The organism is uncultured Pelagibacterium sp. (assembly GCF_963972885.1).
Lineage (GTDB): Bacteria > Pseudomonadota > Alphaproteobacteria > Rhizobiales > Devosiaceae > Pelagibacterium > Pelagibacterium nitratireducens.
On the sequence record NZ_CAXAXY010000001.1, the window covers coordinates 70,773 to 92,644 of the forward strand.

General features: G+C 60.4%; 20 protein-coding genes. 13 read left to right on the forward strand and 7 right to left on the reverse strand.

The genetic code is table 11. The annotated features are described in order from the left end of the window. Positions 1-17: 17 nt before the first annotated feature. A complete protein-coding gene (locus tag AACZ55_RS00325) occupies positions 18-1,604 on the reverse strand; it encodes an ABC transporter substrate-binding protein (RefSeq protein ID WP_339641784.1) in 1,587 nt (528 codons plus the stop codon). Between the two features lie 313 nt (positions 1,605-1,917). On the opposite strand from AACZ55_RS00325, the gene AACZ55_RS00330 reads away from it, so the two are divergent. From AACZ55_RS00330 to AACZ55_RS00340, 3 genes are read left to right on the forward strand one after another with little or no spacing between them, the layout of a single operon-like run. Next, positions 1,918-2,925, forward strand: a complete 1,008-nt coding sequence (locus AACZ55_RS00330) for an Ldh family oxidoreductase (protein ID WP_338607844.1) — start codon at positions 1,918-1,920, stop codon at positions 2,923-2,925. A 35-nt stretch (positions 2,926-2,960) separates the two neighbouring features. Further along, positions 2,961-3,584, forward strand: coding sequence for an XRE family transcriptional regulator (locus AACZ55_RS00335; protein WP_339641787.1), 624 nt, complete (start codon positions 2,961-2,963; stop codon positions 3,582-3,584). Positions 3,585-3,639: 55 nt separating this feature from the next. Next, on the forward strand, positions 3,640-4,677 hold the full coding sequence (locus AACZ55_RS00340; protein WP_339641790.1) for a proline racemase family protein: 1,038 nt from the start codon (positions 3,640-3,642) through the stop codon (positions 4,675-4,677). A gap of 9 nt (positions 4,678-4,686) precedes the next feature. On the opposite strand, the gene AACZ55_RS00345 is transcribed toward AACZ55_RS00340, so the two are convergent. Together AACZ55_RS00345 and AACZ55_RS00350 are read right to left on the reverse strand one after the other, a co-directional pair. Further along, positions 4,687-5,688 (reverse strand): 4-hydroxyproline epimerase, encoded by a 1,002-nt coding sequence (locus AACZ55_RS00345; protein ID WP_339641793.1) that lies wholly within the window; start codon positions 5,686-5,688, stop codon positions 4,687-4,689. A gap of 10 nt (positions 5,689-5,698) precedes the next feature. After that, positions 5,699-6,931 (reverse strand): FAD-binding oxidoreductase, encoded by a 1,233-nt coding sequence (locus AACZ55_RS00350; RefSeq protein ID WP_339641796.1) that lies wholly within the window; start codon positions 6,929-6,931, stop codon positions 5,699-5,701. Positions 6,932-7,064: 133 nt separating this feature from the next. Between AACZ55_RS00350 and AACZ55_RS00355 the strand changes: the two genes are divergently transcribed. The 3 genes from AACZ55_RS00355 (at position 7,065) to AACZ55_RS00365 (ending at position 10,444) form a co-directional block, all read left to right on the forward strand. Then, on the forward strand, positions 7,065-7,796 hold the full coding sequence (locus AACZ55_RS00355; protein ID WP_339641832.1) for a GntR family transcriptional regulator: 732 nt from the start codon (positions 7,065-7,067) through the stop codon (positions 7,794-7,796). Between the two features lie 124 nt (positions 7,797-7,920). Then, the gene (locus AACZ55_RS00360) at positions 7,921-8,880 is read left to right on the forward strand and encodes a dihydrodipicolinate synthase family protein (RefSeq protein WP_339641799.1); all 960 of its coding nucleotides are present in this window, start codon (positions 7,921-7,923) and stop codon (positions 8,878-8,880) included. Between the two features lie 109 nt (positions 8,881-8,989). After that, the gene (locus AACZ55_RS00365; RefSeq protein WP_339641802.1) at positions 8,990-10,444 is read left to right on the forward strand and encodes an alkaline phosphatase family protein; all 1,455 of its coding nucleotides are present in this window, start codon (positions 8,990-8,992) and stop codon (positions 10,442-10,444) included. A 36-nt stretch (positions 10,445-10,480) separates the two neighbouring features. Here AACZ55_RS00365 and AACZ55_RS00370 read toward each other — a convergent pair whose 3' ends face one another. Continuing rightward, a complete protein-coding gene (locus AACZ55_RS00370; RefSeq protein ID WP_338607852.1) occupies positions 10,481-11,341 on the reverse strand; it encodes a LysR family transcriptional regulator in 861 nt (286 codons plus the stop codon). A 135-nt stretch (positions 11,342-11,476) separates the two neighbouring features. On the opposite strand from AACZ55_RS00370, the gene AACZ55_RS00375 reads away from it, so the two are divergent. From AACZ55_RS00375 to AACZ55_RS00385, 3 genes are read left to right on the forward strand one after another with little or no spacing between them, the layout of a single operon-like run. Then, entirely contained in the window at positions 11,477-12,334 is an 858-nt protein-coding gene (locus tag AACZ55_RS00375; RefSeq protein ID WP_339641805.1) for a metallophosphoesterase, read from the forward strand. After that, positions 12,331-13,383, forward strand: a complete 1,053-nt coding sequence (locus tag AACZ55_RS00380; RefSeq protein ID WP_339641808.1) for an ABC transporter ATP-binding protein — start codon at positions 12,331-12,333, stop codon at positions 13,381-13,383. Before AACZ55_RS00375 ends, AACZ55_RS00380 begins: the two co-directional genes overlap by 4 nt. Continuing rightward, positions 13,380-14,336: an oligopeptide/dipeptide ABC transporter ATP-binding protein gene (locus AACZ55_RS00385; RefSeq protein ID WP_339641810.1), complete on the forward strand. Its 957-nt coding sequence runs from the start codon at positions 13,380-13,382 to the stop codon at positions 14,334-14,336. Before AACZ55_RS00380 ends, AACZ55_RS00385 begins: the two co-directional genes overlap by 4 nt. Positions 14,337-14,350: 14 nt before the next feature. Here the strand turns inward: AACZ55_RS00385 and AACZ55_RS00390 are convergent, their stop codons facing one another. The 3 genes from AACZ55_RS00390 to AACZ55_RS00400 are packed head-to-tail and all read right to left on the reverse strand — an operon-like array spanning position 14,351 to position 17,729. Beyond that, positions 14,351-15,193 (reverse strand): ABC transporter permease, encoded by an 843-nt coding sequence (locus AACZ55_RS00390; RefSeq protein ID WP_338607856.1) that lies wholly within the window; start codon positions 15,191-15,193, stop codon positions 14,351-14,353. Beyond that, a complete protein-coding gene (locus AACZ55_RS00395; protein ID WP_339641813.1) occupies positions 15,190-16,110 on the reverse strand; it encodes an ABC transporter permease in 921 nt (306 codons plus the stop codon). The genes AACZ55_RS00390 and AACZ55_RS00395 overlap by 4 nt, the downstream gene beginning before the upstream one ends. Positions 16,111-16,169: 59 nt before the next feature. After that, on the reverse strand, positions 16,170-17,729 hold the full coding sequence (locus tag AACZ55_RS00400; RefSeq protein ID WP_339641816.1) for an ABC transporter substrate-binding protein: 1,560 nt from the start codon (positions 17,727-17,729) through the stop codon (positions 16,170-16,172). Positions 17,730-18,026: 297 nt separating this feature from the next. Here AACZ55_RS00400 and AACZ55_RS00405 point away from each other — a divergent pair, with 297 nt between their 5' ends. The 4 genes from AACZ55_RS00405 to AACZ55_RS00420 form a co-directional block, all read left to right on the forward strand. Next, complete coding sequence (locus AACZ55_RS00405; RefSeq protein ID WP_339641819.1) at positions 18,027-19,082, forward strand: LacI family DNA-binding transcriptional regulator; 1,056 nt, start codon at positions 18,027-18,029, stop codon at positions 19,080-19,082. A gap of 92 nt (positions 19,083-19,174) precedes the next feature. Continuing rightward, positions 19,175-20,062 (forward strand): ABC transporter permease subunit, encoded by an 888-nt coding sequence (locus tag AACZ55_RS00410; RefSeq protein WP_339641822.1) that lies wholly within the window; start codon positions 19,175-19,177, stop codon positions 20,060-20,062. Then, the gene (locus AACZ55_RS00415; protein WP_338607861.1) at positions 20,062-20,958 is read left to right on the forward strand and encodes a carbohydrate ABC transporter permease; all 897 of its coding nucleotides are present in this window, start codon (positions 20,062-20,064) and stop codon (positions 20,956-20,958) included. Before AACZ55_RS00410 ends, AACZ55_RS00415 begins: the two co-directional genes overlap by 1 nt. A 33-nt stretch (positions 20,959-20,991) precedes the next feature. After that, a partial coding sequence (locus tag AACZ55_RS00420; protein WP_339641826.1) for an extracellular solute-binding protein occupies positions 20,992-21,872 on the forward strand: 881 nt, incomplete at its 3' end.

Consider the following 21,872-nt stretch of genomic DNA (forward strand, 5'->3'; position numbering starts at 1 on the left):
TCTTTCTCCTGGAAAGTCTATTTCGCCCAATAGCGGTAGTCGGGCAGCGGTGAGAAGGTGAACTCGGTCACCGCATCACTCAGCACGACGACCGGCTGGTCCTCGAAAAACAGGATCTTGGGATATTCCGACCGCCAGATTTCGGTCACCTGATCCATGATCGCCTGACGCTCTGCCTCATCGGAGGAGGCGCGCAACTGATCGACCAGTTCGTCGACTTCAGGGTTGCAATATTCGGTGAGATTATTGGAGTTGTCGCAGACGGCGTCGTAACCCCAATAGTAGCCGACCTCGAACACGCCCGGCCCATCGAGCCGCATCAGGGACTGAACCTGATGACCCTGCGACAGATCCTGGAACTCGGCAGCCGGTGCCACGCGAATATTGAGATTGATGCCCAGATCCGCCCATGTGCTCTGCAGGATCGTCGCCAACTGCTGCTGGGTCGCATCGCCTTCCTGAATCATCACCTCGATATCGACCGGCGTGGCCACGCCGCTTTCGGTGATCAACTCCCTGGCGCGATCGAGGTCGAAGGGGATGGGCTGGCTCAGTTCGGCATTGTATCCCGGCAAGCTCGGGGGGATGGGGCCGTAGTAGAGCGTGCCGTAGCCATAGGCGACGCGCTCCACGATGTCCTCATAGGGCACGGCATGGGCAACGGCCTCGCGGAAGAGAACGTTGTCCCAGGGCGCCTTGGTGTTCGGCAACATCATCTGCTGCACGAAGGGGCTGGTATAGGCGATGGTGCGCGTGCCCGGGTTATCGGCAAGCGTGGTCACGGCCTGCTTTGCCAAACCAAAGGTGATATCGGCCTGCCCTGTGCGCGCCTGCAACAACAGGGTGGGCGCCGCCGTGATCCAGTTGACGCTGATCGCATCCGACGCCGGAGCTTCTCCAACAAACTCGGGATTGGCAACCATCCGCGCACTCTGGTTTGCGGAATAGGATTCAAGCAGGAACGGACCGGACTCGGTCACATTGGCGGCCATGAATTCATTGGGTTGCCCCGCGACCACACCACCATTGGCTTCCACGACCGACGGATCAACGATCGATGCCGCATGGGTCGCCAGATCACCCAACATATTGCCGTTTGGCTTGTTGAGCGTGATGGTCAACGTGAGCGGATCGACCACCTCGATCGCATCGATGATGACGGGATCGATGTGCCCGTCTGTCAAAAAGAAGCGCCCGCAGCCAGCCATGTCCAGGACACGCTGGAGCGAATAGCGCACCGCTTCGGCATCGACCGGAGCGCCGCTTTCGAAGGTATAACCCTCCTTGAGATGGAAGGTGTAGACCAACCCATCGTCGCTGACCTCCCAAGAATCCGCAAGGTAGGGCTCTACGGTCGAATAATCGACGACGCGAGTACCCTCCGGACCCTCCGCCGTTCCGTACTGGGTAAGCCTTACATAGAAATTCTGGAGAAAGCTGATCTCCTGCAGCCCGCAGGCCCATGCAGGATCGAGCGTACTTGGCGCGACAGCGCTGTTGACCACCAGGTCCGAGTCCTGACCCAACGCCGGCCCTGCCACCATGGTGAGGGACGAAAGCAGTCCCGCCACAAGCGACAATTTTCCGATGTTTCCGATGCGCATTCGAATGTCCTTTCGATATGCGGGCGTCATTTATGACTTGTGCGTATCACTACGCGGTGCACCCTCAACGCCCCTCAAGAGTGCACCTAAAGGAAACTATATTTCCGATAGTACATACCCATCCGATGCTGTCAATCGACCAGTTTCGATTTTTTGTTCGATTAAACCCGATCGAATTGGTAGCGAACCGCCTCTTTTTTGGGCATATTCTTCAATTCAAGAACGAGAGCCATACCAAACACGCTCCCTCTTGCACGGGTAACGAAAATCAATCTATATTTCGTATCGGAAATATTCTCTACTGGAGCGCTTCGTGTCCACAACCATCGCCTATGCAGAACTCGTGGAACTTCTCGAAAAAATCTTCCTGCACCACGGGACGGACAAGGTCGTCGCGTCGATCCTGGCCGAGAACTGCGCCATGTGCGAGCGCGATGGCGCATATAGCCACGGCATCTTTCGCATGCGGGGCTACGTGGATTCCTTGGGTACAGGCTGGGTCGACGGCAGAGCCATTCCCGAGGTCGAAGACATCGCTCCGTCCTTTTGCAGGGTTGATGCGAGCAATGGCTTTGCCCAGGTCGCATTGGCGCGCGCCCGCGATCTGGCCGTCAGCAAGTGCCGGCAAACCGGAGTTTCGGTTCTGGCGATCCGCAATTCGCATCACTTGAGCGCGCTCTGGCCCGATATCGAACCGCTGGCCCGCGAAGGCCTGATCGCCATCAGTGCTGTCAACAGTTTTGCATGCACCGTGCCGTTCGATGGCAAGAGCCCGGTGTTCGGCACAAATCCCTTTGCCTTTGCGGCACCACTCGATGGCGGCGATCCGATCGTTTTCGATCTCGCAACTTCTGCGATGGCCAATGGCGACGTGCAGATCGCAGCCCGCAAGGGACATGCTCTGTCACCCGATTCCGGGGTCGACAAAGACGGCAAGCCAACCGATGACCCCCAGGCTGTGCTGGACGGTGGCGCCCTGCTGACCTTTGGCGGCCACAAGGGATCGTCGATTTCGATGATGGTGGAATTGCTCGGCGCGGCCCTTACGGGTGGGCACTTTTCCTTCGAGTTCGACTGGTCGGGACACAAGGGCGCGCAGACGCCGCATACCGGGCAGTTGATCATCCTGATCGACCCTTCACGCGCGGCGGGTGAACCGTTCGACCGGCGCGCACATACACTGATCGCGGCAATGCAGGATGCGGGGGTTTCGCGACTACCGGGTCAGCGCCGCGCGGAAATTCGTGCCCAAACGACACAAAACGGCATACCCATTACTGCAGAAGACCTTGCCAGTCTCAGAACATTGGCAATAGCCTAAAACTTGAACAAACCCACAGGACAGCGGCCGCGCTCATGAACAGCACCCTCCCCAAGCCATCCGAGAAAAGCTCGCAGCGCCGGTCGCAACATTCCATCGCCGAAACCTTGCGCCATCTGCGGCAGGGCAATGGCTTTACCCTCAATGAACTGGCCCGGCGGTGTGATTTGGCCCCCTCGACGCTGTCCAAGATCGAGAACGGGCAGATGTCGCCGACATACGATACAATTCTGAGCCTGGCCGAAGGGCTGGGGGTGGACGTCGCCGATCTTTTTTCAGAACGCCAGACCACAACTGTCAGTGGGCGCCGCACGGTAACGCGCGCCGGAGACGGGGTTCCTCTCGATACCGCGCAATACGACTATCAGATGTTGTGCACCGATCTGGCAAACAAGCAGTTTGTACCGCTTCGAGCCAGAATAAAGGCGAACTCGGTTTCCCGATTTGACGGCATGCTGTCCCATCCCGGTGAAGAGTTTGTTTTCGTGCTGTCGGGAGAGATCGAACTTCATACGCAGTTTTATGCACCCACCCGGCTTTCGGTGGGTGACAGTTGCTATTTCGACAGCACCATGGGCCACGCGCTCATCAGAGCCTCGGAAGAGGATGCCGAGGTGCTCTGGATATGTTCGCGGGTCGTCGAGCCGCTCAGGGGATGACGCGCCGCACTCAGCCCGCATCACCGCACCATTGCTGAACGGAGCTGCCTGACACATGCGGTCGTCAAAAATCATCAATGTCGTAGGTTGTCACGCCGAAGGCGAGGTCGGCGACGTAATAGTGGGTGGATATGCACCCCCACCCGGCGAAACCATCTGGGAGCAGGCACGATGGATCGCTGCCGACGACCGGCTGCGTAATTTCGTTCTCAACGAGCCGCGTGGTGGCGTCTTCCGGCATGTCAATCTTCTGGTACCGCCCAAGGACCCGCGTGCAGCGATGGGCTGGATCATCATGGAACCGATCCATACGCCCCCGATGTCGGGATCGAACTCGATCTGTGTTTCGACCGTGCTGCTCGATACGGGCATCATTGAAATGACCGAGCCTGAAACCCGCTTCACCCTTGAAGCGCCCGGCGGGCTGATCGGGGTCGTGGCGACATGCGAGAATGGCAAAGCCACCTCAATCCGCGTTACCAACCACCCCAGTTTTGCGGCAAAGCTTGACGCTGTGATCGAGGTCGAGGGGGTCGGGACCCTTCGGGTCGATACTGCTTATGGCGGGGACAGTTTTGTTCTTGTCGATGCCCATCAACTTGGGTTTTCCCTTGTTCCGGACGAGGCATACGACCTTGCCAGCATGGGTATGAAATTGACCCGCGCCGCCACTGATCAGCTCGGATTTTCTCACCCCACGAACCCGGACTGGTCCCATATTTCATTTTGCCAGTTCACCGCTCCGGTCCAGGATATCGATGGGATAAAGACCGGTCGCAACACTGTCGCCATCGAACCGGGAAAGCTCGATCGCTCACCAACCGGCACGGGCTGTTCGGCGCGCATGGCCGTTCTTCATGCACGCGGCGAGTTGGCGGTTGGTGAGGACTTTCATGGCGTTTCGATCATTGGCAGCCGCTTTGCCTGCCGGATCGAGCGCGAAACCACGATCGGCGACACACCGGCCATAGTTCCATCCATCTCAGGTCGGGCATGGATAACCGAAACCAGGCAACTCATGCTCGATCCGTCCGATCCCTGGCCGGAGGGATATCGTATCGGTGATACATGGCCCGCAGGCACGCCGGGGTGAAGCCCGGCGTCAGATCACCGTAAAGCCGTGGGCGTAAGGGTCCCGGTCGTCAATGAAGATGGTGTTGAACCCGGTCTGGCGGGCCCAGCCTCCGATGGAGGGGATGATGGCTTCGAGGCTGCCCACCCGGGCCGCTGCCTCGATGCGACCGGAAAACAGTGAGCCGATAATGCTTTCGTGGACGAATTCGTCGCCCACGGCGAGCTTTCCCTTTGCGGTCAATTGCGCCATGCGCGCCGAAGTGCCGGTGCCGCAGGGCGAGCGATCGATCGCCTTGTCGCCGTAAAAGACGGCGTTGCGGGCCGTCGCGCCGTGTTGGGTCGGCTGTCCGGTCCACTGGATGTGGCTCAACCCGCTGATTTGGGGGTACTCGGGGTGCACAAACTGGTATTTTTCGTTGAGCGCCGCGCGCAGCTTGGGCGACAGGCCGATCAGTTCGGCAGCCGAGAAATCGGCCATGTCGCGAAAGTTTTTTTGTGGCTCGACAATCGCGTAGAAATTACCGCCATAGGCAACGTCGACGACGAGCTCTCCAAACCCTTCGATCTCGGCGGTCAGCCCTTCAGCGTGGAGGAAAGACGCCACGTTGGTCAGGCGCACTTCCTCAACGAACCGACCCTCCTGACGATAGGTGATGTCGACCTTGCCCGCGGGTGTTTCAATCGAGAGCTTTCCCGGTTCGCGCGGGGCGATCAGCCCGTTCTCGATCGCCATCGTGATGGTGCCTATGGTGCCGTGACCGCACATGGGCAGGCAGCCCGAGGTTTCGATGAACAACACCGCAACCTCGCAATCGGGGCGCGTGGGCGGATAAAGAATCGAGCCCGACATCATGTCATGTCCGCGCGGCTCGAACATCAGCCCGGTGCGGATCCAGTCGAATTCGGCCAGAAAGTGCGCGCGCCGTTCAAGCATGGTGTTACCCTTGAGCAGGGGCGCGCCGCCGGCGACCAGACGTACCGGATTGCCGCAGGTGTGTCCGTCGATGCACTGGAAGGTATGCTGGCTCATAAACCTCTTCTCAAAAACGGGTTGCCCGGAACGGCGTGATGTCGATGGAAGGCGGGGTATCGTCAACCAGATCGGCGATGATTTCTGCAGTTCCAGCCGATTGCGTGAGCCCCAGATGCCCATGACCGAATGCCAGAATGACACGGGAATGGCCCGGCGCAAGATCAATGACCGGCAGGCTGTCGGGCATTGAGGGACGAAATCCCATCCAGCGGCGTCCACCGGCGGTCCTGAGTTCGGGCAGAAACCGCGCCGCCTTGGCCAGCAAGGCATCGGCACGACTCATCCGCGGTGCCAGATCGAGCCCGCCGAGCTCCACGCCCCCACCGACCCGGATGCCGTCACCGATGCGGCTGACCACGAATCCGTGCCCTGCAAAGGTGACATGAGTGCGCAGATCGAAAGCGCCCTCAGGCAAGGTCACATTGTAGCCGCGCTCGGTTTCGAGCGGCAGACTGATCCCTAACGTCCGCGTCAGCCGGTTCGAATGGGCGCCTGCGGCCACAATGACCTTATCGAATACGAGACTTTTATCTGAACCGGTCAGTTCCACGCCGTTTTCGGTGGGCGTGATGTCTGTGATCTCGGATCTGACAAATGTGGCGCCACGATCCTGTGCCCTGTCGGCGATTGCCGTGGTCCAGAGCGCGGGGTCAGTGACGTTTTTCCAGTCAGGGGTGAACCCTGCATGGGTAAAGCGCGGAGAAAGACCCGGCTGGATTTCGGCAATCGCTTCGGGGCGCGTGAGAAGGTCGAATTTGACACCCACGGCCTCGCGTTCTTCCCAACCGGGCAGGCTGGCCCGGAATTCGCGCTCGCCCTCGTAGAGTTGCAATTGCCCCTCGCGGCGCAGCAGCTCTTCGAGATCGCAGGTTTTCACCAGACGCTCGAGCGCGGCAGCGGAGTGGCCCATCAAGGCGCCTTGCGCCACGACCGCGTCACCGTAACGGGCGGGCAGGCTCGCCTTGAAGAAGGCCAGGAGCCAGGGTGCAATCTTGAAGGCATAGGCGGGAGGAATGGAAAGCGGCCCGTTGGGGTCGAGAAGCCAGGCAGGCGCCTTTTTCATGATGCCGGGCGTTGCCAGCGGAATGACATCGGAAAAGGCAAATGCACCTGCATTGCCACCCGAGGCGCCGGAGGCCACGCCCTGGCGGTCCAATATCGTTACCGCGTGCCCGCGTTCGGCCAGCGCCAGTGCGGCGGTCACGCCAATTACCCCTGCTCCGACTACCGCGACGCGCATGGCATTTCGATCCCCGTTCAGCACCGCACCGTGTATATCGACGGGCAACAACTCTGTCGACATAGAAAATATTGGCTATCGACACCCTTCCCCGCATCAAGATCCATCCTTATGAATGAATGCAGGAAAAGGGATGGGTGGCATGGCCAGAGATACCGAGCAGGCAAGAACGGAAGGCACCGGCACGCCCAAACGCGGGTCGGGTTCCAGCCATGTCTACAAGATCCTGCGCAACGAGATCATCGATCTCAAGCTGGCCCCCGGCAGCCCGATGGACGAGTTGCAACTCGCAGACCGCTTTTCGCTGTCGCGCACCCCGATCCGCGAAGCTCTCGTGCGGCTTTCGGTCGAAGGGCTGATTACCACGCTGCCCAACCGGGCCACCATTGTTTCTACAATCGACTTTCTCCATCTGCCTCAGTTTTTCGACGCGCTTACGCTTATGTACCGCGTGACAACGCGACTGGCTGCGGGCCATCACAGCGCTGACGACATTGTCCGCATGCGTGCCAAGCAGGAGGAGTTCACACGGGCTGTGGAGGCCCGCGACGCGCTTGCGCTGATTGCCACCAACCGGGACTTCCATCTCGAAATCGCGCGGGCCGGCGGCAACAGCTATTACACCGAGCTTTTTGTGCGGCTGCTCGACGAGAACCGGCGAATCCTGCGGCTTTATTATTCCTCGTTCAACGACGAGTTGCCGCGCAAATACGTGACGGAACATGACCAGATGATCGCCGCGATCGCCGCGCGCGATGTCGAGGAGGCCGATCGGCTGGCCAGCGCTCATGCAGAGCAGATTGTCACCCAGATTCAGTCCTACATCACCGCCGACAAGCGCATCAACGCACATATGTCTTTGTAGCAGCGGATCGAGGAGGAGCTCGACGCATTAAACCGTGCGCCCGAAATTTCTGTCGACAAACAAAATACAACGCGTATTATTGGGGTTCAAACGCCGAAACCGCCATGATCGAGGAGACGTCGCGATGGCCGCCAGCATCTTTTCAGGATGCATTCCTGCCCTGATGACCCCCTGCAAGCCGGACCGAACACCCGATTTCGACGCCTTGGTCCGCAAGGGCGAGCAACTGATTTCTGCCGGCATGCGCGCTGTCGTCTACTGCGGATCGATGGGCGATTGGCCGCTCTTGAGCGATGCCCAGCGCATGGAAGGTGTCGCCAGACTGGTTGGTGCGGGTGTGCCCGTTATTGTGGGAACCGGCGCGATCAACACGGGCTCGGCTGTCGCCATTGCAGCCCATGCCCAAGAGGTTGGGGCACAGGGCCTGATGGTCATTCCGCGCGTCCTGTCGCGCGGCCCCTCCACCACCGCGCAACGCCATCACTTCAAGGCAATCCTTTCGGCGGCACCCGACCTGCCCGCTGTGATTTACAACAGTCCCTATTATGGCTTTGCAACACGCGCCGACCTGTTCTTCGCGCTGCGTGCGGAACACAGAAATCTCGTCGGTTTCAAGGAGTTCGGCGGCACCGAATCTCTGACCTATGCTGCGGAAAACATCACCAGCCAGGATGATGAGATTTCGCTGATGATCGGTGTCGATACAACGGTCTTCCACGGCTTCGTCAACTGCGGTGCGGCGGGCGCCATCACCGGGATCGGCAATGTCCTGCCCCGCGAAGTGCTCCATCTGTGCGCCCTGGCGCAGGCGGCAGCCGGTGGCGATGTGGATGCTCGTCAACGCGCCCTCGAACTCGAAGGCGCACTTGGCGCTTTGTCCTCATTCGATGAAGGGCCGGACCTTGTGCTTTTCTACAAGCACCTGATGGCGATCAAGGGCGATGCCGAGTATGCCCTCAATTTCAACGAAACGGACGCCCTCACCGACAGCCAGCACGGCTATGCCGAAAGCCAGTTGGAACTGTTCGAGAACTGGTACGCGCAATGGAGTACCCTGCCCGGCGCGGTCCAGATATACGCCTAGCCGGAGGTTGTCGGGTAACCAACCCATTAGCGCGGGTAATAGTGCGTCAACAGCGTGACACGGGGACGACGTAGTGGACTTGAACATCGTTTAACAAAGAGAGATGTTCGTGACCCACAATCGTTTCGTTGTCGTCGTTCTGGATGGCCTGCGGCCTGATCTCGTTACCCTCGACAGGATGCCCAACCTTGCCCGCTTCCGCGAAGAGGCGGCGGTACTGGGCGGAAGCCGGGCGCTCTATCCCAGCCATACCAGGGTCAACAAGACGGGCCTTGGAACCGGCACGACGCCGAAATATCACGGCATCCATTTCAACAAGATCGCCGGCGGCACACTCAAGCCCGGCGGCATTCTCGATGTCGGCGATTTTGCCCAGATGGCTGGTCTTGACCCCAGCGCGGACCTTGTGACGGCAACGCCGCTGGGCCAGACACTGGCCGATGCTGACCGGACCATGGCGGTCATCCATTGCGGCGCCTCGGGTGCGCCCCAATTGCTCAACTACCGTGCGGCCGAACGCGGACAACATTATTTGTCGCTGGCCGGACCGCAGTTCAGCTCTGAACGTTTATGGTCTGCGGTGGAAGCCGAGCTGGGGCCCATGCCTTCTCCGAGCGGGGTCAATCTCGAACGTTCGCGCTATGCGGTCAGAGCGATGACCGAAATCGTCTATCCCCAGCTTTTGCCGGACGTTACGGTCGTTTGGTCGGACGAGCCTGACAAATCCCTCCATGTCGACGGCTTTGGCGGGCCGGTAAGCGCAGCGGCACTTTCCCATGCCGACGACCTGGTCGACGAGGTCATCAAGTGGTGGCGCGGGCTGGGCGATGACGCGCCCAATCTGCTGTTTCTGTCCGACCACGGACATGTGGAAACCTCCGGCGCGATTGCACTGAAAGCTCTTTTCGCCGAAACCGGCCTGCCGCTCACCACCGATCCGGCCCAACCCGGTGCCTTGCTGTTGCCGTTTGGCAGCGGCGGCATTTATCTGCGCGATACCGACAGCTCGGTCCTGGCCGATATCGTTTCCTGGATGCAGGCCCAGCCATGGTGCGGCAATCTTTTGACCGCCGGCGGCGACGGCGTGGCCGGTGCGATCCCCGGCACGTTTTCGACCAGCCTGCTCTCACTCGATCATGAACGCGCACCTGACCTGTTTTTTCAACTGCGCCGCATGGACGCCGATGGGCATGAACGGCAGTACGGCCATTGTCTCAATGCGGGCGACAAGGGCCCGAGCGGGTCGAGCCATGGCGGGCTGCATGCGGAAGAGCTCGCGACCGTATTTTTTGCCGCGGGGCCGGACTTCAAAAGTCATTTTCGGACGGAAACCGTCGGCGGCATGGTGGATGTGGCCGCAACCATCCTGTCGCTGTTCGGCATCGAGCAGCCCCAATCGATGGTCGGACGACCATTGGGCGGATTGCTGGTCAACGGCACCGAGCCTTCCGATGCGCTGCCTGAAGTGGAAACCGTATCGGTCAGCAACGGCGCCTTTGAGCAGCATCTGCAGATCCGCAGGCTGGACCGCCGTACTGTTGCCGATCATGGATGGGTGGGATGAAACGGCTGGGCACCGGGTCCGGGGGTCGGTGCCCGCTCAATCCATGCAATCGAAAAAGCTGCGGATGATGGCCAGATCGCGCACGTCGCTGTTGCACGCCGCCACCAGTGAGTAGGAATCGGCAAGGTCGGCAATTGGGATGGCGCGCAGGCGCGGTTCGGACTGCACGGCCTCTCCATAGGTGATGCCAATACCCAGGCCGTTGCTGACCGCCTCGACGGCCATCGGGGTCGACCCGACGGTCATGATATCGGGCAAACGCACGCCCAGTTCGACGGCGCGCCGCTCGAAACGCCAGCGGGCGAATGAGCGAGAACTGGCAAGAACCACAGTGGTTTGCGCCATTTGGGCAATGGTAATTTCGGGTGCTTCGAACAGCGGGTGCCCCTTGTAAACCAAGGCCATGTGAACGCGCTCTTCGATCGGCCACAGGTAGAGCCCGGCGGCATTTTCAGGTTGGGGCATGAGCGCCACATCGGCGTCCCGATTGCGAAGCAGATCGGCGCATTGGCGCCAACTTGCGTTGTCGAAGGCCAACTCGATTCCCGGGTGCCGCTCCTTGAACCGGCTCAGATAGGACAGCGCCGGCTGAGATGCCGCAGCGACCACGCGCAGGAGCCCCTTATTGAGGTGGGCGTATTCACCCATGCGCTCTTCGAGCACCAGATAGAGGTGGCCGATTTCTTCTGTCACCGAATGGATTTTGCTTCCGGCCGGGGTCAGCACGAGCCCGGTGCGCCGACGCTCGAACAGCCGTGCGCCGATCTCGGCTTCGAATTTGGCCACGTTCTGGGTGACCGAGGATTGGGTCACCCCAAGCGCCTTGGCCGCGCTCGAAAATCCTTTGTGCCGGCACGCGGCGTTGAAGGCGACGATCTGGTGATGATTGATTTTCAATGGCCGTTCCCGGAGCGTGATCGATGTATAAACAGCGCTAATACTACATCACCGCGACGTGACAGTTCGATGATATCGGCGGGAGAGTTTCAATTTGAATGCGTCTACGAGGCCCCGTTGCTCAAGCTTATCCATATGACCGATCTTCATCTGACCGGAACCGGCGAACTCCATTTCGGTCATGACACTCACGAGGCGACGCGGCAGGCGCTCGATCATGCCCGCACCCATTTCGCCGATGCCGGATTTGTGGTCATCACCGGCGACCTTGCCAATTGGGGCGAGGTTGAAGCCTATCGCAAGTTGAAGGGCCTTTTGGCCGACTATCCGCTGCCCGTCTATCTGATGATCGGCAATCACGACAATCGGGAGAACTTCCTGTCGGTGTTCGGCGAGCGTCATCGGTTTGACGCACCCTTCATGCAGTACTGGGTCGATCATGATCGCTATCGGCTCCTGTTTCTCGATACCCAGACCGCCGGCACTGCAGGTGGCGCCTTCGGCAGCCACCGCCTGCGCTGGCTCGATCAGCGGCTGGCCGAAAGCGAGCGCGAGGTGCTGATGTTCATGCACCATCACCCCACCCCGACCGGAGCTTTTGCAATGGATGCCAAAGGGGTTGCGGACTGGGACGCCTTTCACAAGGTCCTGGCTCGGCACAGCGCAAAGATCCGGCATATTTTTCACGGCCATTGCCACACGGACATGCAGGGCCATGTCGAGGGCATTTCCTTTTCGGGCCTGCGCTCGATGGGCTCGCAAGTCTATCCCGACCTTTCGACCGATCTGGTCTCGCGCTGGGAAGGCGCGCCCCATTACGCGGTTGCGCTGGTCGGTGAGCGCAGCCTTGTGACCCACCAGCAGGATTTCACCTATGCCGGCGATGTCCACACGCACCCAAGGGGTCAGTTTACCGATTTCGTGGACAATTGCGCCAAGCGGGGTGTGAGTGTTCCCGACGCCGATCCCGACCCGCTGGAGATCGCATCATGACGCTATCACTGCCTGTCCCCGCCCCCTCCTTCGCCGCGATGGCGGAGCCCCGTTCAATCGCACGCAAATCTCCGGCCTTTGCCATCGAAAATCTCGCTGTCAGCGTTCCATCTCAGGGCGGCAGGCTCGACCTCGTCCACGATGTGAGCCTTTCGGTGTCTCGTGGCGAGTGCCATGCCATCGTTGGGGAAAGCGGGTGCGGCAAGACCGTGACATGCCTGGCGGCGCTCGGTCTCATGCCGCGCAGTACACAGGTTTCGGGCTCGGTGCGATTGGGGGAAACCCAGTTGCTGGGCGGGAACCGGGCCGAGCTCGAAGCGGTGCGGGGCCGCAAGATCGGCATGATCTTTCAGGATCCCCAGGGCGCGCTCAATCCGGTGCGCACCATCGGCGTGCAACTTGTCGAGCCGCTGCGGATGCATATGGGCATGACCCGGAAACAAGCACGCGCCAGAGCCTGCGAGCTCTTGGCCATGGTTGGCATTTCCGCGCCCGAAACGCGGCTCGACGCCTATCCGCACCAACTTTCCGGCGGCACCTGCCAGAGGGTGATGATCGCGATGGCCCTGACCACCGAGCCCGAGATCCTGATTGCAGACGAGCCGACCACAGCACTCGATGCGACTGTGCAACTCCAGGTTCTGGACCTGCTCAGGTCGATCCAGCGCCAGCGCGACCTTGCCATCGTACTGATTACCCACGATCTTGGCGTCGTCTCGGAAATCTGCGACCGGGTTACAGTGCTCTATGCGGGTCGATCGGTGGAATCGCGATCCATGACCGATCTGTTTGACCGACCGCAGCATCCCTATACCCGCGCGCTGCTCGACTGTCTGCCCTCGCTCGACCCGCAAGCACCACCACCGGCTGCTATTCCCGGCGAGGTGCCCGGCCCGCAACAGCGCGTTTCGGGATGTGCTTTTCATCCGCGCTGCTCGCACGCCACCGCCCATTGCGCACAGGTTCTTCCCGAGCGTGTCGCCCTCGCAGCCGAGGACATGGTGCGCTGCCACAACCCGCTCGGTTCGACCGGATTCAGCGTTCAATGACTACGTTGCTCACCCTCGACAATATCGAAAAGACCTTCCATGTCGCGGGCGAGGGCATATTCTCGCCGCGGCGCGCGCTTGCCGCCGTCGGCGGAGTTTCGCTTTCGATCGCTCCGGGTCGGGCGTTGGGGCTGGTGGGAGAAAGCGGATGCGGCAAGTCCACGCTCGCCCGTATCGCCACCCATTTTCTCGACCCGAGTGCCGGCATGGTTCGCATCGACGGGCGCAGCCTTGATGCGGTTGGGCCGCAAGAGCGGCGGCAGTTAAGGCGCAGCGTTCAGATGGTTTTCCAGAATCCGGCCGGCGCGCTGGATTCGCGCATGACCATTGGCGACCAGATCGAAGAGGCGGTAGGGATTGCCTTTAGCGGCTCTCAACCAGATCGGCTCGCCGAGCGCGACCGCCTGCTTACGCTTGTGGGCTTGTCCACCGACATGGCCGAGCGGTTTCCGCACCAGATTTCAGGCGGGCAGAAACAGCGTGTGGTCATTGCGCGCGCGCTGGCGGCCCGGCCCAAACTTCTGGTTTGTGATGAACCCCTTTCGGCGCTCGACGTTTCAGTGCAGGCCCAGATTCTCGGTCTGCTTGAAAAGCTGCGCCGGGAATTGGGGCTGGCCTATCTGTTCATTTCCCACCAGCTCTCCAGCGTCCGCTATCTTTGCGACGAGATCGCGGTGATGTATGCGGGGCGGATTGTCGAATACGGTCCCACGGCCGAAATCTTTGCAACACCGCGTCATCCTTATACGCGGGTCCTGCTCTCTGCAGCGCTGGATCCGCGCCGCGATCGGCGGGACGAGGCGGCCATCGGCGAGCCGCCCAACCCCCTCGCCCTGCCCGCGGGATGCCCCTTCCATCCGCGATGCGCCCACGCCATGCCGATTTGCAGCACAGAGCGGCCGCAATTGCGGCAAGACGGTACCGCCCGGCAGATCGCCTGCCATCTCGACTGATTGCACCGACAGCGTTACCGGGATTGGGAGAGTGGATCGAGCCGGTCGCGCAGCCAATCGCCCAGAATGCTCATCGACAGGGTCGTCAGAAAAATCACGCTGCCGGGAAACACGGCAATCCACCACGCATTGAGAAGAAAATTGCGCCCCTGTCCCAGCATCAACCCCAGGCTCGTGTTGGGCGGCTGCACGCCCAGGCCGAGAAAACTCAGGCCGGTTTCAAGCAGCACGGTCGCCGGGAAATTGAGCGTGAGCTGAACGATCAGCGCGCTGCCGATATTGGGCAGGATGTGGCGCAGATAGATCGTCGACTGGCTGAGCTCGAGCCCCTGCAGCGCCATGACGTAGTTCTGCTCTTTGGCGCTCAGCACCATGCCGCGCGTCAGGCGGGCATAGACTTCCCATCCTGCCAGCCCCACCAGCAGGAGGAATATCCATAGTCCACTCCCCGCGATCGCCATGAAGAACAGGACGAGGATGATGAAGGGCACAGCCGCCTGAAAGTCAACGGCCGCCATGATGATCTGATCGACCGGACCGCGAAAATGAGCGGCCACAAACCCCAGCAGCGTGCCGACGACGGCGCCGACCATGGTGCCGAGCGCTGCGATCAGCAGGCTTGTCCTCAGGCCGAAAAGAATGCGCGACAGCACGTCGCGCCCGATCTCGTCGGTTCCAAGCACATGGTCCCATCCGCCACCAGCAAGAAGAGGCGGCTGGAGGCGTGCGAGAATATCGGTGTCACGATAATCATAGGGCGCCAGAAAATCGGCACCCAGTCCCAGAACGATGAGCGCGACAAGGAAGATCAGGGCCAGCTGCGTTGTCAAAGGCATGTTGTAAAAGAGCTTTTTCATGATTTGCGCAGCCGCGGATCGAGCCATCCATAGGCGATGTCGACGGCAAGGTTGGTGAGGACCATTGTGGTGGCGGTTGCAAGGACGATGATCTGAACGACGGCGAGGTCTCGGCTCATGACCGATTCAGCCAATAGCCGGCCGATGCCGGGCCAGGCAAAGACGGTCTCGACAATTATGGCCCCAGCCACCAGATCGCCCAGCCGCAAACCCAGGATTGTCACCAGCGGGATCGAGGCGTTGGGCAGTGCATGCAGGATCGTCCGTCGCTGTGGGCGGATGCCGCGGGCCCGGGCTGCCAGCATATAGGGTTGATTGAGAACATCGAGCATGCAGGAGCGCGCGAAACGTGCGATGGCGCCGGCGCTTGACAGGCCCAATGTCATCACGGGCAGGATGAGATGAAGAAGCGAGCCGCTTCCAAAAGTGGGAAGCCAGCGCAGATGGAGCGAAAACAACAGGATGAACAGAATGCCGAGAAAGAAGTTCGGCATCGAAAAGGCCATGACCGACAGCGACATGACGAACCGATCGAGCGCGGTATTGTGGCGCAGCGCTGCGATGATCCCCAGCGGCAAGCCAATGGCGATGCTGAGTGCAAGGCTGGTAAGCCCCAGCACAATTGTGGCCGGCAGACGTTCGAGAAAAAGTTCGGCCGCAGGCATCCCGGTCGCGATGGAGTATCCGAATTCGCCCTGGAAAATGCCACCTAGAAAGGCGAACCACTGCTCGTAGAGTGGCCGATCCAGGCCCCAGCGTTCACGCATGCGCTCGATCTGGAGCGGATCGGCATCGGGCCCGGCGATGATGGCGATTGGGTCACCCGACAGCCGGACCATAAAGAACACGGCGACGGCCACGACCAGAAGGGTAATGCCCATGCGCATCGCGCGGGCGGCAACAGGGTGGGCTTTCACAAGTCCGAACTCCCGGAAATTGAGGCGGATGGCACAGACGCGCCACCCGCCGCTGATCCTTATTCGAAAGAGAGATTGTTGGGGCCCAGATCCATCATCCAGAAAGAATAGGGCTGCCAGTCAATGCCTTCTCGGACACCGAAATATTCGACGTGCTGGAACAATTCCATTTGCGGTGCCTCCGCCTCGACGATATCGAGCGCTTCGTTGAAATAGGCGACACGCTCATCGGCATCGAGAGTGGTGTTGAGCAGATCGTGCAATTCAAGCAAGTGCGCGGGCGGGGTCCAGGTGTACCGGAAATCGTCAGGGTTGGTGCGGATCGAGGTGGCACCCCAGGCATTGATCATGGGATGGGTGAGATCGGGCATCTGCATGCCGTTCGACCACGCGCGCATATGCCATACCCCCTCGACCAGCGCTCCACCGCCCTCGGTCGAGGACTCGATGGTCACGTTGATCCCCGCGTCGCGCCACATCTGCTGGAGCACCTGGGCGACTTCGAGGTAGTTGGTGTAATACCCGCCATTGATGCGGAAGATGAGGTCTTCACCATTGTAGTCCGAAGCCTCAAGGAGCCGCGCGGCTTCTTGCGGATCGTAGAGGGCCGCCTCGCGACCGGAAAAGATTTCCTCACCATGGCTGGGAAACACCAGCTCGGGTAGCACCTGGGAGTCGCCACCCCAAAGCGCTTCGACCACCGCCTGACGATCGACGGCATAGGCCATGGCGCGGCGCAGATTGGCATCGTCCATGGGAGCCTGGACCGTGTTAAAGACAATCACGCGCGAATTGTCGATCAACGCCGGCATGAGTTGCACGTTGCCGGCTTGTTCGAGCGTGCCCTTCTGGTCGGGAGAGATATCGGTGATCATGTCGAGTTCACCGGTCATCAGCCCGGCGATCCGGGTCGACATCTCGGGAACTTCGAGGAAGGTGATCTCGCGGGCCGGCGGCAGGCCGCCCCAATACGCGTCGTTTGATTCAAGCCGGATGAATTCACCCTGCCGCATTTCAGCAAGCTTGTAGGGACCGGTGCCGATGGGGGCGAGATTGAATTCTTCGGGACCGAGTTCGAGATAATAGTCTTTCGGTACGACCTTTCCCATGGTGGCGGTGAAGCGATAGGGAAAGATGGGATCAGGAGCGCTGGTGGTGAAGAGAACCGTGTCCTCATCGACCACCTCGACAGCGGTGAAGTTGCCGAAATAGGTGGGGCCGACAGCAACGAGGCGGTCCGCGCCGAACACCCGTTCTTCGCCAAACGAGAAGGCGACGTCTTCCGCCGTCATCGGCGTTCCGTCGTGGAAGACCACGTCGGTGCGGATATCGACTTCCCATTCCTTGGGAGAGACATTGCGCCACTCGGTGGCCAGGGACGGGGCCAGTTCGGTCCCGTTGCCGTTGCCGCCTTCCCAATAGGCGCGACGGATCAACTCGTCGAAAATCGAATAATTGACCCGCTGGCCGACATTGGAAATGTTGAGGCCGGGGCCGAAACCGGCGGGCAGGGACTGCACGCCGATGGTAAGGGTTGGACGATCGTCCTGGGCGGCGGCGGGTGCCGCCATCGCCAGAATCGCGGCCGATACCATGACCACCCTTTTGAGGACTGTCATATTGCTCTCCGTTCGTGAATAACTTGCTCACGACCTCGGGGGTCGTCGCCGGGGACGTTAGGGAGAGGCAATAAACGGGCAATGACACAATATTAACACGGCTAATACCCGCGTAAGGCAGGCGCCATTTCCAATGCCGGCGAAGTCGCCGATTGCCGGGCCGAATGCTTCCATGCTCCCTCAATCAGCTCCCATGCCGCGAGATGGCGATCCATTTTTCGGGCGCGTCTTTACAGGTGCAAATCCGTTTGGTAACGTTCCCAAAAATGGGAGGAAGCGGCTGAGCCGCATCAAGGCATGACCACGCGCCGGAACAAACAGCCGACGATCATAGACATTGCGGAAGTGGCGGGTGTCTCCAAGAGCACCGTCGCGCGCGCCTTGTCGGGGTCGCCCCATATCGGAGAAAAGACGCGAGAACGGGTGCTTTCCGCTGTGCGGGCGCTGGGCTATGAGCGCAACCATCTTGCCCATTCCCTTCGTTCGGGCAAGACCGGACTGATCGGCCTGGTCATCCCCGATATTGCCAACCCGTTCTGGGCCGAAGTGGCGCGCGGCGCTCAGGATGCCGCGGCGGCCAGCGGCGCTTCACTTTTGATTTTCAGCTCCGACTGGGACCCCGAGCGCGAGGCGCATCATTTGCGCGCCTTGCGCCAGGCGCGTGTCGACGGGGCCATCGTCAATCCGGTTGCCGACAATGTGGACGGGCTGGGCCGGTTCGGCCTCCCGGTTGTGCTTATCGGGTCGAGCGCCGAGCGGTTTCCCGAGCTCTCGAGCGTGGGCAGCGATATCGCGCAAGGCGTTGCTCTGGGCCTCGATCACCTTGCCAGCCTCGATCATCACCGCCCGGCGCTTCTGGTTGGCTCGGCAAACCGTTTGGCCCGCGTGCGCTTCATGCGCGTGGTTCACGACTATTGCATTGGCCACGATATCGATCCGGCAACGCTGGTGATCGAAGAAGGCAGTTATACAGTCGAATCGGGGCGCGCGGCGATGCTGCGCCTGCTGGAACGCGACCCGAAGGCGGCCCGGTGCGTCTTTGCCGCAAACGATCTGATGGCACTCGGCGCCCTGCTGGCCGTGCGCGAAGCCGGACTGCGCTGTCCCGACGACGTATCGATCCTGGGCTTTGACGGCATTCCCGCGGCCGCCTTTTCAGATCCCGGTCTGACCACCATCGAAAAGCCGGCCCGCGCCATCGGCGTCGAGGGCATGCATCTGCTGGCCGAAACCATCGAAGGCAAACTCGAGCATCGGCGTGTCCTGCTCGACTGCGCGCTCACTTCGCGCGGGTCGCTGGCCCATAACAGCGACCTCGGTCCGACCCGCCTGATGGCCGTGGGGAGCAACTAGCCATGAGCCTTGACGAAAAAGAGCTGGCTTCAACAGTTTCCAATTTTGGGAACGTTCCCAAAAGCGCAAAACGTGTTTCACGGCGAGCTGCGTTGGGCTTCAAGCTCCGGGCCTGGTGGCCCTACTACGCTATGATGGCTCCGGGCATCGTCTATTTTCTGGTGTTTCACTATTTCCCCATCTACCAGGCCAAGCTCGCCTTCGAGGATTTCCGGATTTTCGGCGACAACCTGTTCGTGGGCCTCAAGCACTTCGACACGTTGTTCGACTCTCCGGCCTTTTTTCAGGTTCTCGCCAACACGCTGATCATCTCGGCCATGAAGATGGTTTTCGTCTTCCCCGTGCCCATCTTCATTGCGCTGTTCATCAACGAGGTGCGCAGCACCAATTTGCGCCGTTTCATTCAGTCGGCGATCTATCTGCCCCACTTTCTGTCATGGGTGGTGATCGCCGGCATCTTCATCGCAGCGCTCTCGCCTTCTAGCGGTGTCGTCAACGATATCGGGCAGGCACTCGGCTTTGCGCCCCGGTCCTTCATGACCGAGTCCGGCTCCATTCGCTGGGTCATTGTGTTTTCAGAGATGTGGCGCACGGCGGGCTGGGATTCGCTGCTCTATTTCGCTGCGATCATGGCTATCGACCCCCAGCTTTATGATGCTGCGGAAATGGACGGGGCCAATCGCTGGCAAAAGATCGTGCACGTCACCCTGCCCGGCATCACCCCGACCATCGCGACCCTTTTCATCCTCAATGTCGGCCTGTTCATGAATGCGGGGTTTGACCAGGTCTTCAACCTCTCCAACGACGCCATCCGCGACCAGATCGATATCATCGACACTTATGTCTATCGGATCGGCCTGCAGTCGGGTCAGTTCTCGCTGGCGACAGCGGCGGGCCTGTTCAAGGGGGTCATCGGCATGGTGCTGATCGTTGCCGCGCACACCATTTCCAAGCGCCTGACCGGCAAGGGAGTGTGGTAATGGCCAACGCCAATTCCACCCGTTTCGAGCGTCTCGAACAAACGATCATCGTATCGAGCCTTTTGCTCATGGTGGTCGTGACGGTCCAGCCGATCCTCAATCTGCTCGCCATCTCATTTTCGGACTCCGCACAGGTGCCCGGAATGAGTGGCCTCGCCGTTGTCCCGAGGGGATTTTCGCTCGATGTCTGGACGCTGCTGATCGCCAATCCCGAAGTCCAGCGGGGCTTGCTCAATTCGCTGTTCATCACGATCACCGGCACAATCCTCAACGTGACCTTTACGGCGCTGATGGCGTGGGCACTGTCGCGCCCACGGTTGCCGGGGCGCCGCATCCTGTTCGTTTTCGTGCTGGCCACCATCGTCTTCGAACCCGGCCTGATCCCCGACTATTTCGTGGTGCGCGAGTTGGGCCTGCTCAACACCTATTGGGCGGTCATTCTCTATAAGCTCGTCAACGCCTGGTATCTGATCATCCTGATCCGGTTCTTTGAGGAAGTGCCGGGCGAATTGCTCGAGGCTGCAGAACTCGATGGCGCCAATGCCTTCCAGACGCTGTGGAAAGTGGTGCTGCCGCTGACCATGCCGGCGCTGGCCACCATTACGCTGTTCTATCTCGTCTATCACTGGAACGAGTTCCTGCGCCCGATGATCTATCTCAACGATTCCAGCATGCATCCGCTGCAGGTCGTTTTGCGCAAGTTCGTTCTCGACGGCGACAAGTCCTCGATGGTGGGGCTTGCGGCCATGTCGAACTATCAGGGCGCGGCCCAGATCAGCACGCGGGCCCTCAATGCCGGCATGATCATGCTGACCATCCTGCCCATTCTGGCGGTCTATCCGCTGATCCTGAAATTCTTCACGAAGGGCACCATGAGCGGTGCCCTGAAGGGATAACACAAGCAAAATTCCAACAAGGAGGAGGACCAGATGCTTGCAAGACACCTTATGACCACGGTCGCTGCCGTGGCGGCCACGCTGAGTTTGGGAGGCGGCGTTCTCGCGCAGGACACCCCGACCGTAACCATCATCGCGCACGACAACCCAGGCGATGCCGAGCTTTTCGAGCGTATCGAGGCGGGCATGGCCGACGCCGGAACACCGGTTAATATCGAACTGGTCGGGCTGCCCAGTTCGGGCTATGCCGACGCGCTCAGCCTGCGCCTTCTATCGGGTGAAATCCCCGACATCATCTACTTCCAGGGGGCCGATGCCGAATTTGCCAATCAAGGCATATTGGAGGATCTGGGTCCGTGGATCGAGCAGTCGGAGCACATCCAGAACGCCATGTGGCCGCACAATGAAGCGCGCATGGAGAACTACCCCTACCTTCTCTACATCTTCCCGGCGCGGACAAAATCGGCAGTGATGCGCTCTGACTGGCTCGAACAGAGCGGGCTCGACGCACCGACAAATCTCGATGAATGGACCGCGTTCCTCACCGAGATGTCCCAGTCAGATTTCGACGGCAATGGCGAGCAGGACACGTACGGCATTCTGGCGCCGGACAACACCGCCGAACTCGATGCCATTTTCAACCAGTCGTTCGGTGTATCGGCGACCTGGCTCGAAGACGAAAACGGCGAGTGGATCCATTCGCGTGTGTCGGATGCAGAGCGCGACAAGCTGGCCTACTACCAGATGCTCTATGCCGAAGGCATTCTCGATCCCGAATATGTCACCTCCAACTGGGAAGTGAAGGAAGACAAATTCTATTCGGGCCGCGTTGCCGTGATCATGGGCACCGCCGGTCCGGTGGTCGAGATTTACAAGACCAAGATGGCCGAGGCCAATCCGGGCGCCGATCTCGC

Bases quoted from the DNA above. Each gene is read 5' to 3' on its own strand.
- AACZ55_RS00380 (WP_339641808.1), top strand. From the start codon at position 12,331: ATGACGCTATCACTGCCTGTCCCCGCCCCCTCCTTCGCCGCGATGGCG.
- AACZ55_RS00390 (WP_338607856.1), bottom strand. From the start codon at position 15,193: ATGAAAAAGCTCTTTTACAACATGCCTTTGACAACGCAGCTGGCCCTG.
- AACZ55_RS00340 (WP_339641790.1), top strand. From the start codon at position 3,640: ATGCGGTCGTCAAAAATCATCAATGTCGTAGGTTGTCACGCCGAAGGC.
- AACZ55_RS00350 (WP_339641796.1), bottom strand. From the start codon at position 6,931: ATGCGCGTCGCGGTAGTCGGAGCAGGGGTAATTGGCGTGACCGCCGCA.
- AACZ55_RS00415 (WP_338607861.1), top strand. From the start codon at position 20,062: ATGGCCAACGCCAATTCCACCCGTTTCGAGCGTCTCGAACAAACGATC.
- AACZ55_RS00355 (WP_339641832.1), top strand. From the start codon at position 7,065: ATGGGTGGCATGGCCAGAGATACCGAGCAGGCAAGAACGGAAGGCACC.
- AACZ55_RS00325 (WP_339641784.1), bottom strand. From the start codon at position 1,604: ATGCGCATCGGAAACATCGGAAAATTGTCGCTTGTGGCGGGACTGCTT.
- AACZ55_RS00405 (WP_339641819.1), top strand. From the start codon at position 18,027: ATGACCACGCGCCGGAACAAACAGCCGACGATCATAGACATTGCGGAA.
- AACZ55_RS00345 (WP_339641793.1), bottom strand. From the start codon at position 5,688: ATGAGCCAGCATACCTTCCAGTGCATCGACGGACACACCTGCGGCAAT.
- AACZ55_RS00385 (WP_339641810.1), top strand. From the start codon at position 13,380: ATGACTACGTTGCTCACCCTCGACAATATCGAAAAGACCTTCCATGTC.
- AACZ55_RS00375 (WP_339641805.1), top strand. From the start codon at position 11,477: ATGACCGATCTTCATCTGACCGGAACCGGCGAACTCCATTTCGGTCAT.
- AACZ55_RS00335 (WP_339641787.1), top strand. From the start codon at position 2,961: ATGAACAGCACCCTCCCCAAGCCATCCGAGAAAAGCTCGCAGCGCCGG.
- AACZ55_RS00360 (WP_339641799.1), top strand. From the start codon at position 7,921: ATGGCCGCCAGCATCTTTTCAGGATGCATTCCTGCCCTGATGACCCCC.
- AACZ55_RS00400 (WP_339641816.1), bottom strand. From the start codon at position 17,729: ATGACAGTCCTCAAAAGGGTGGTCATGGTATCGGCCGCGATTCTGGCG.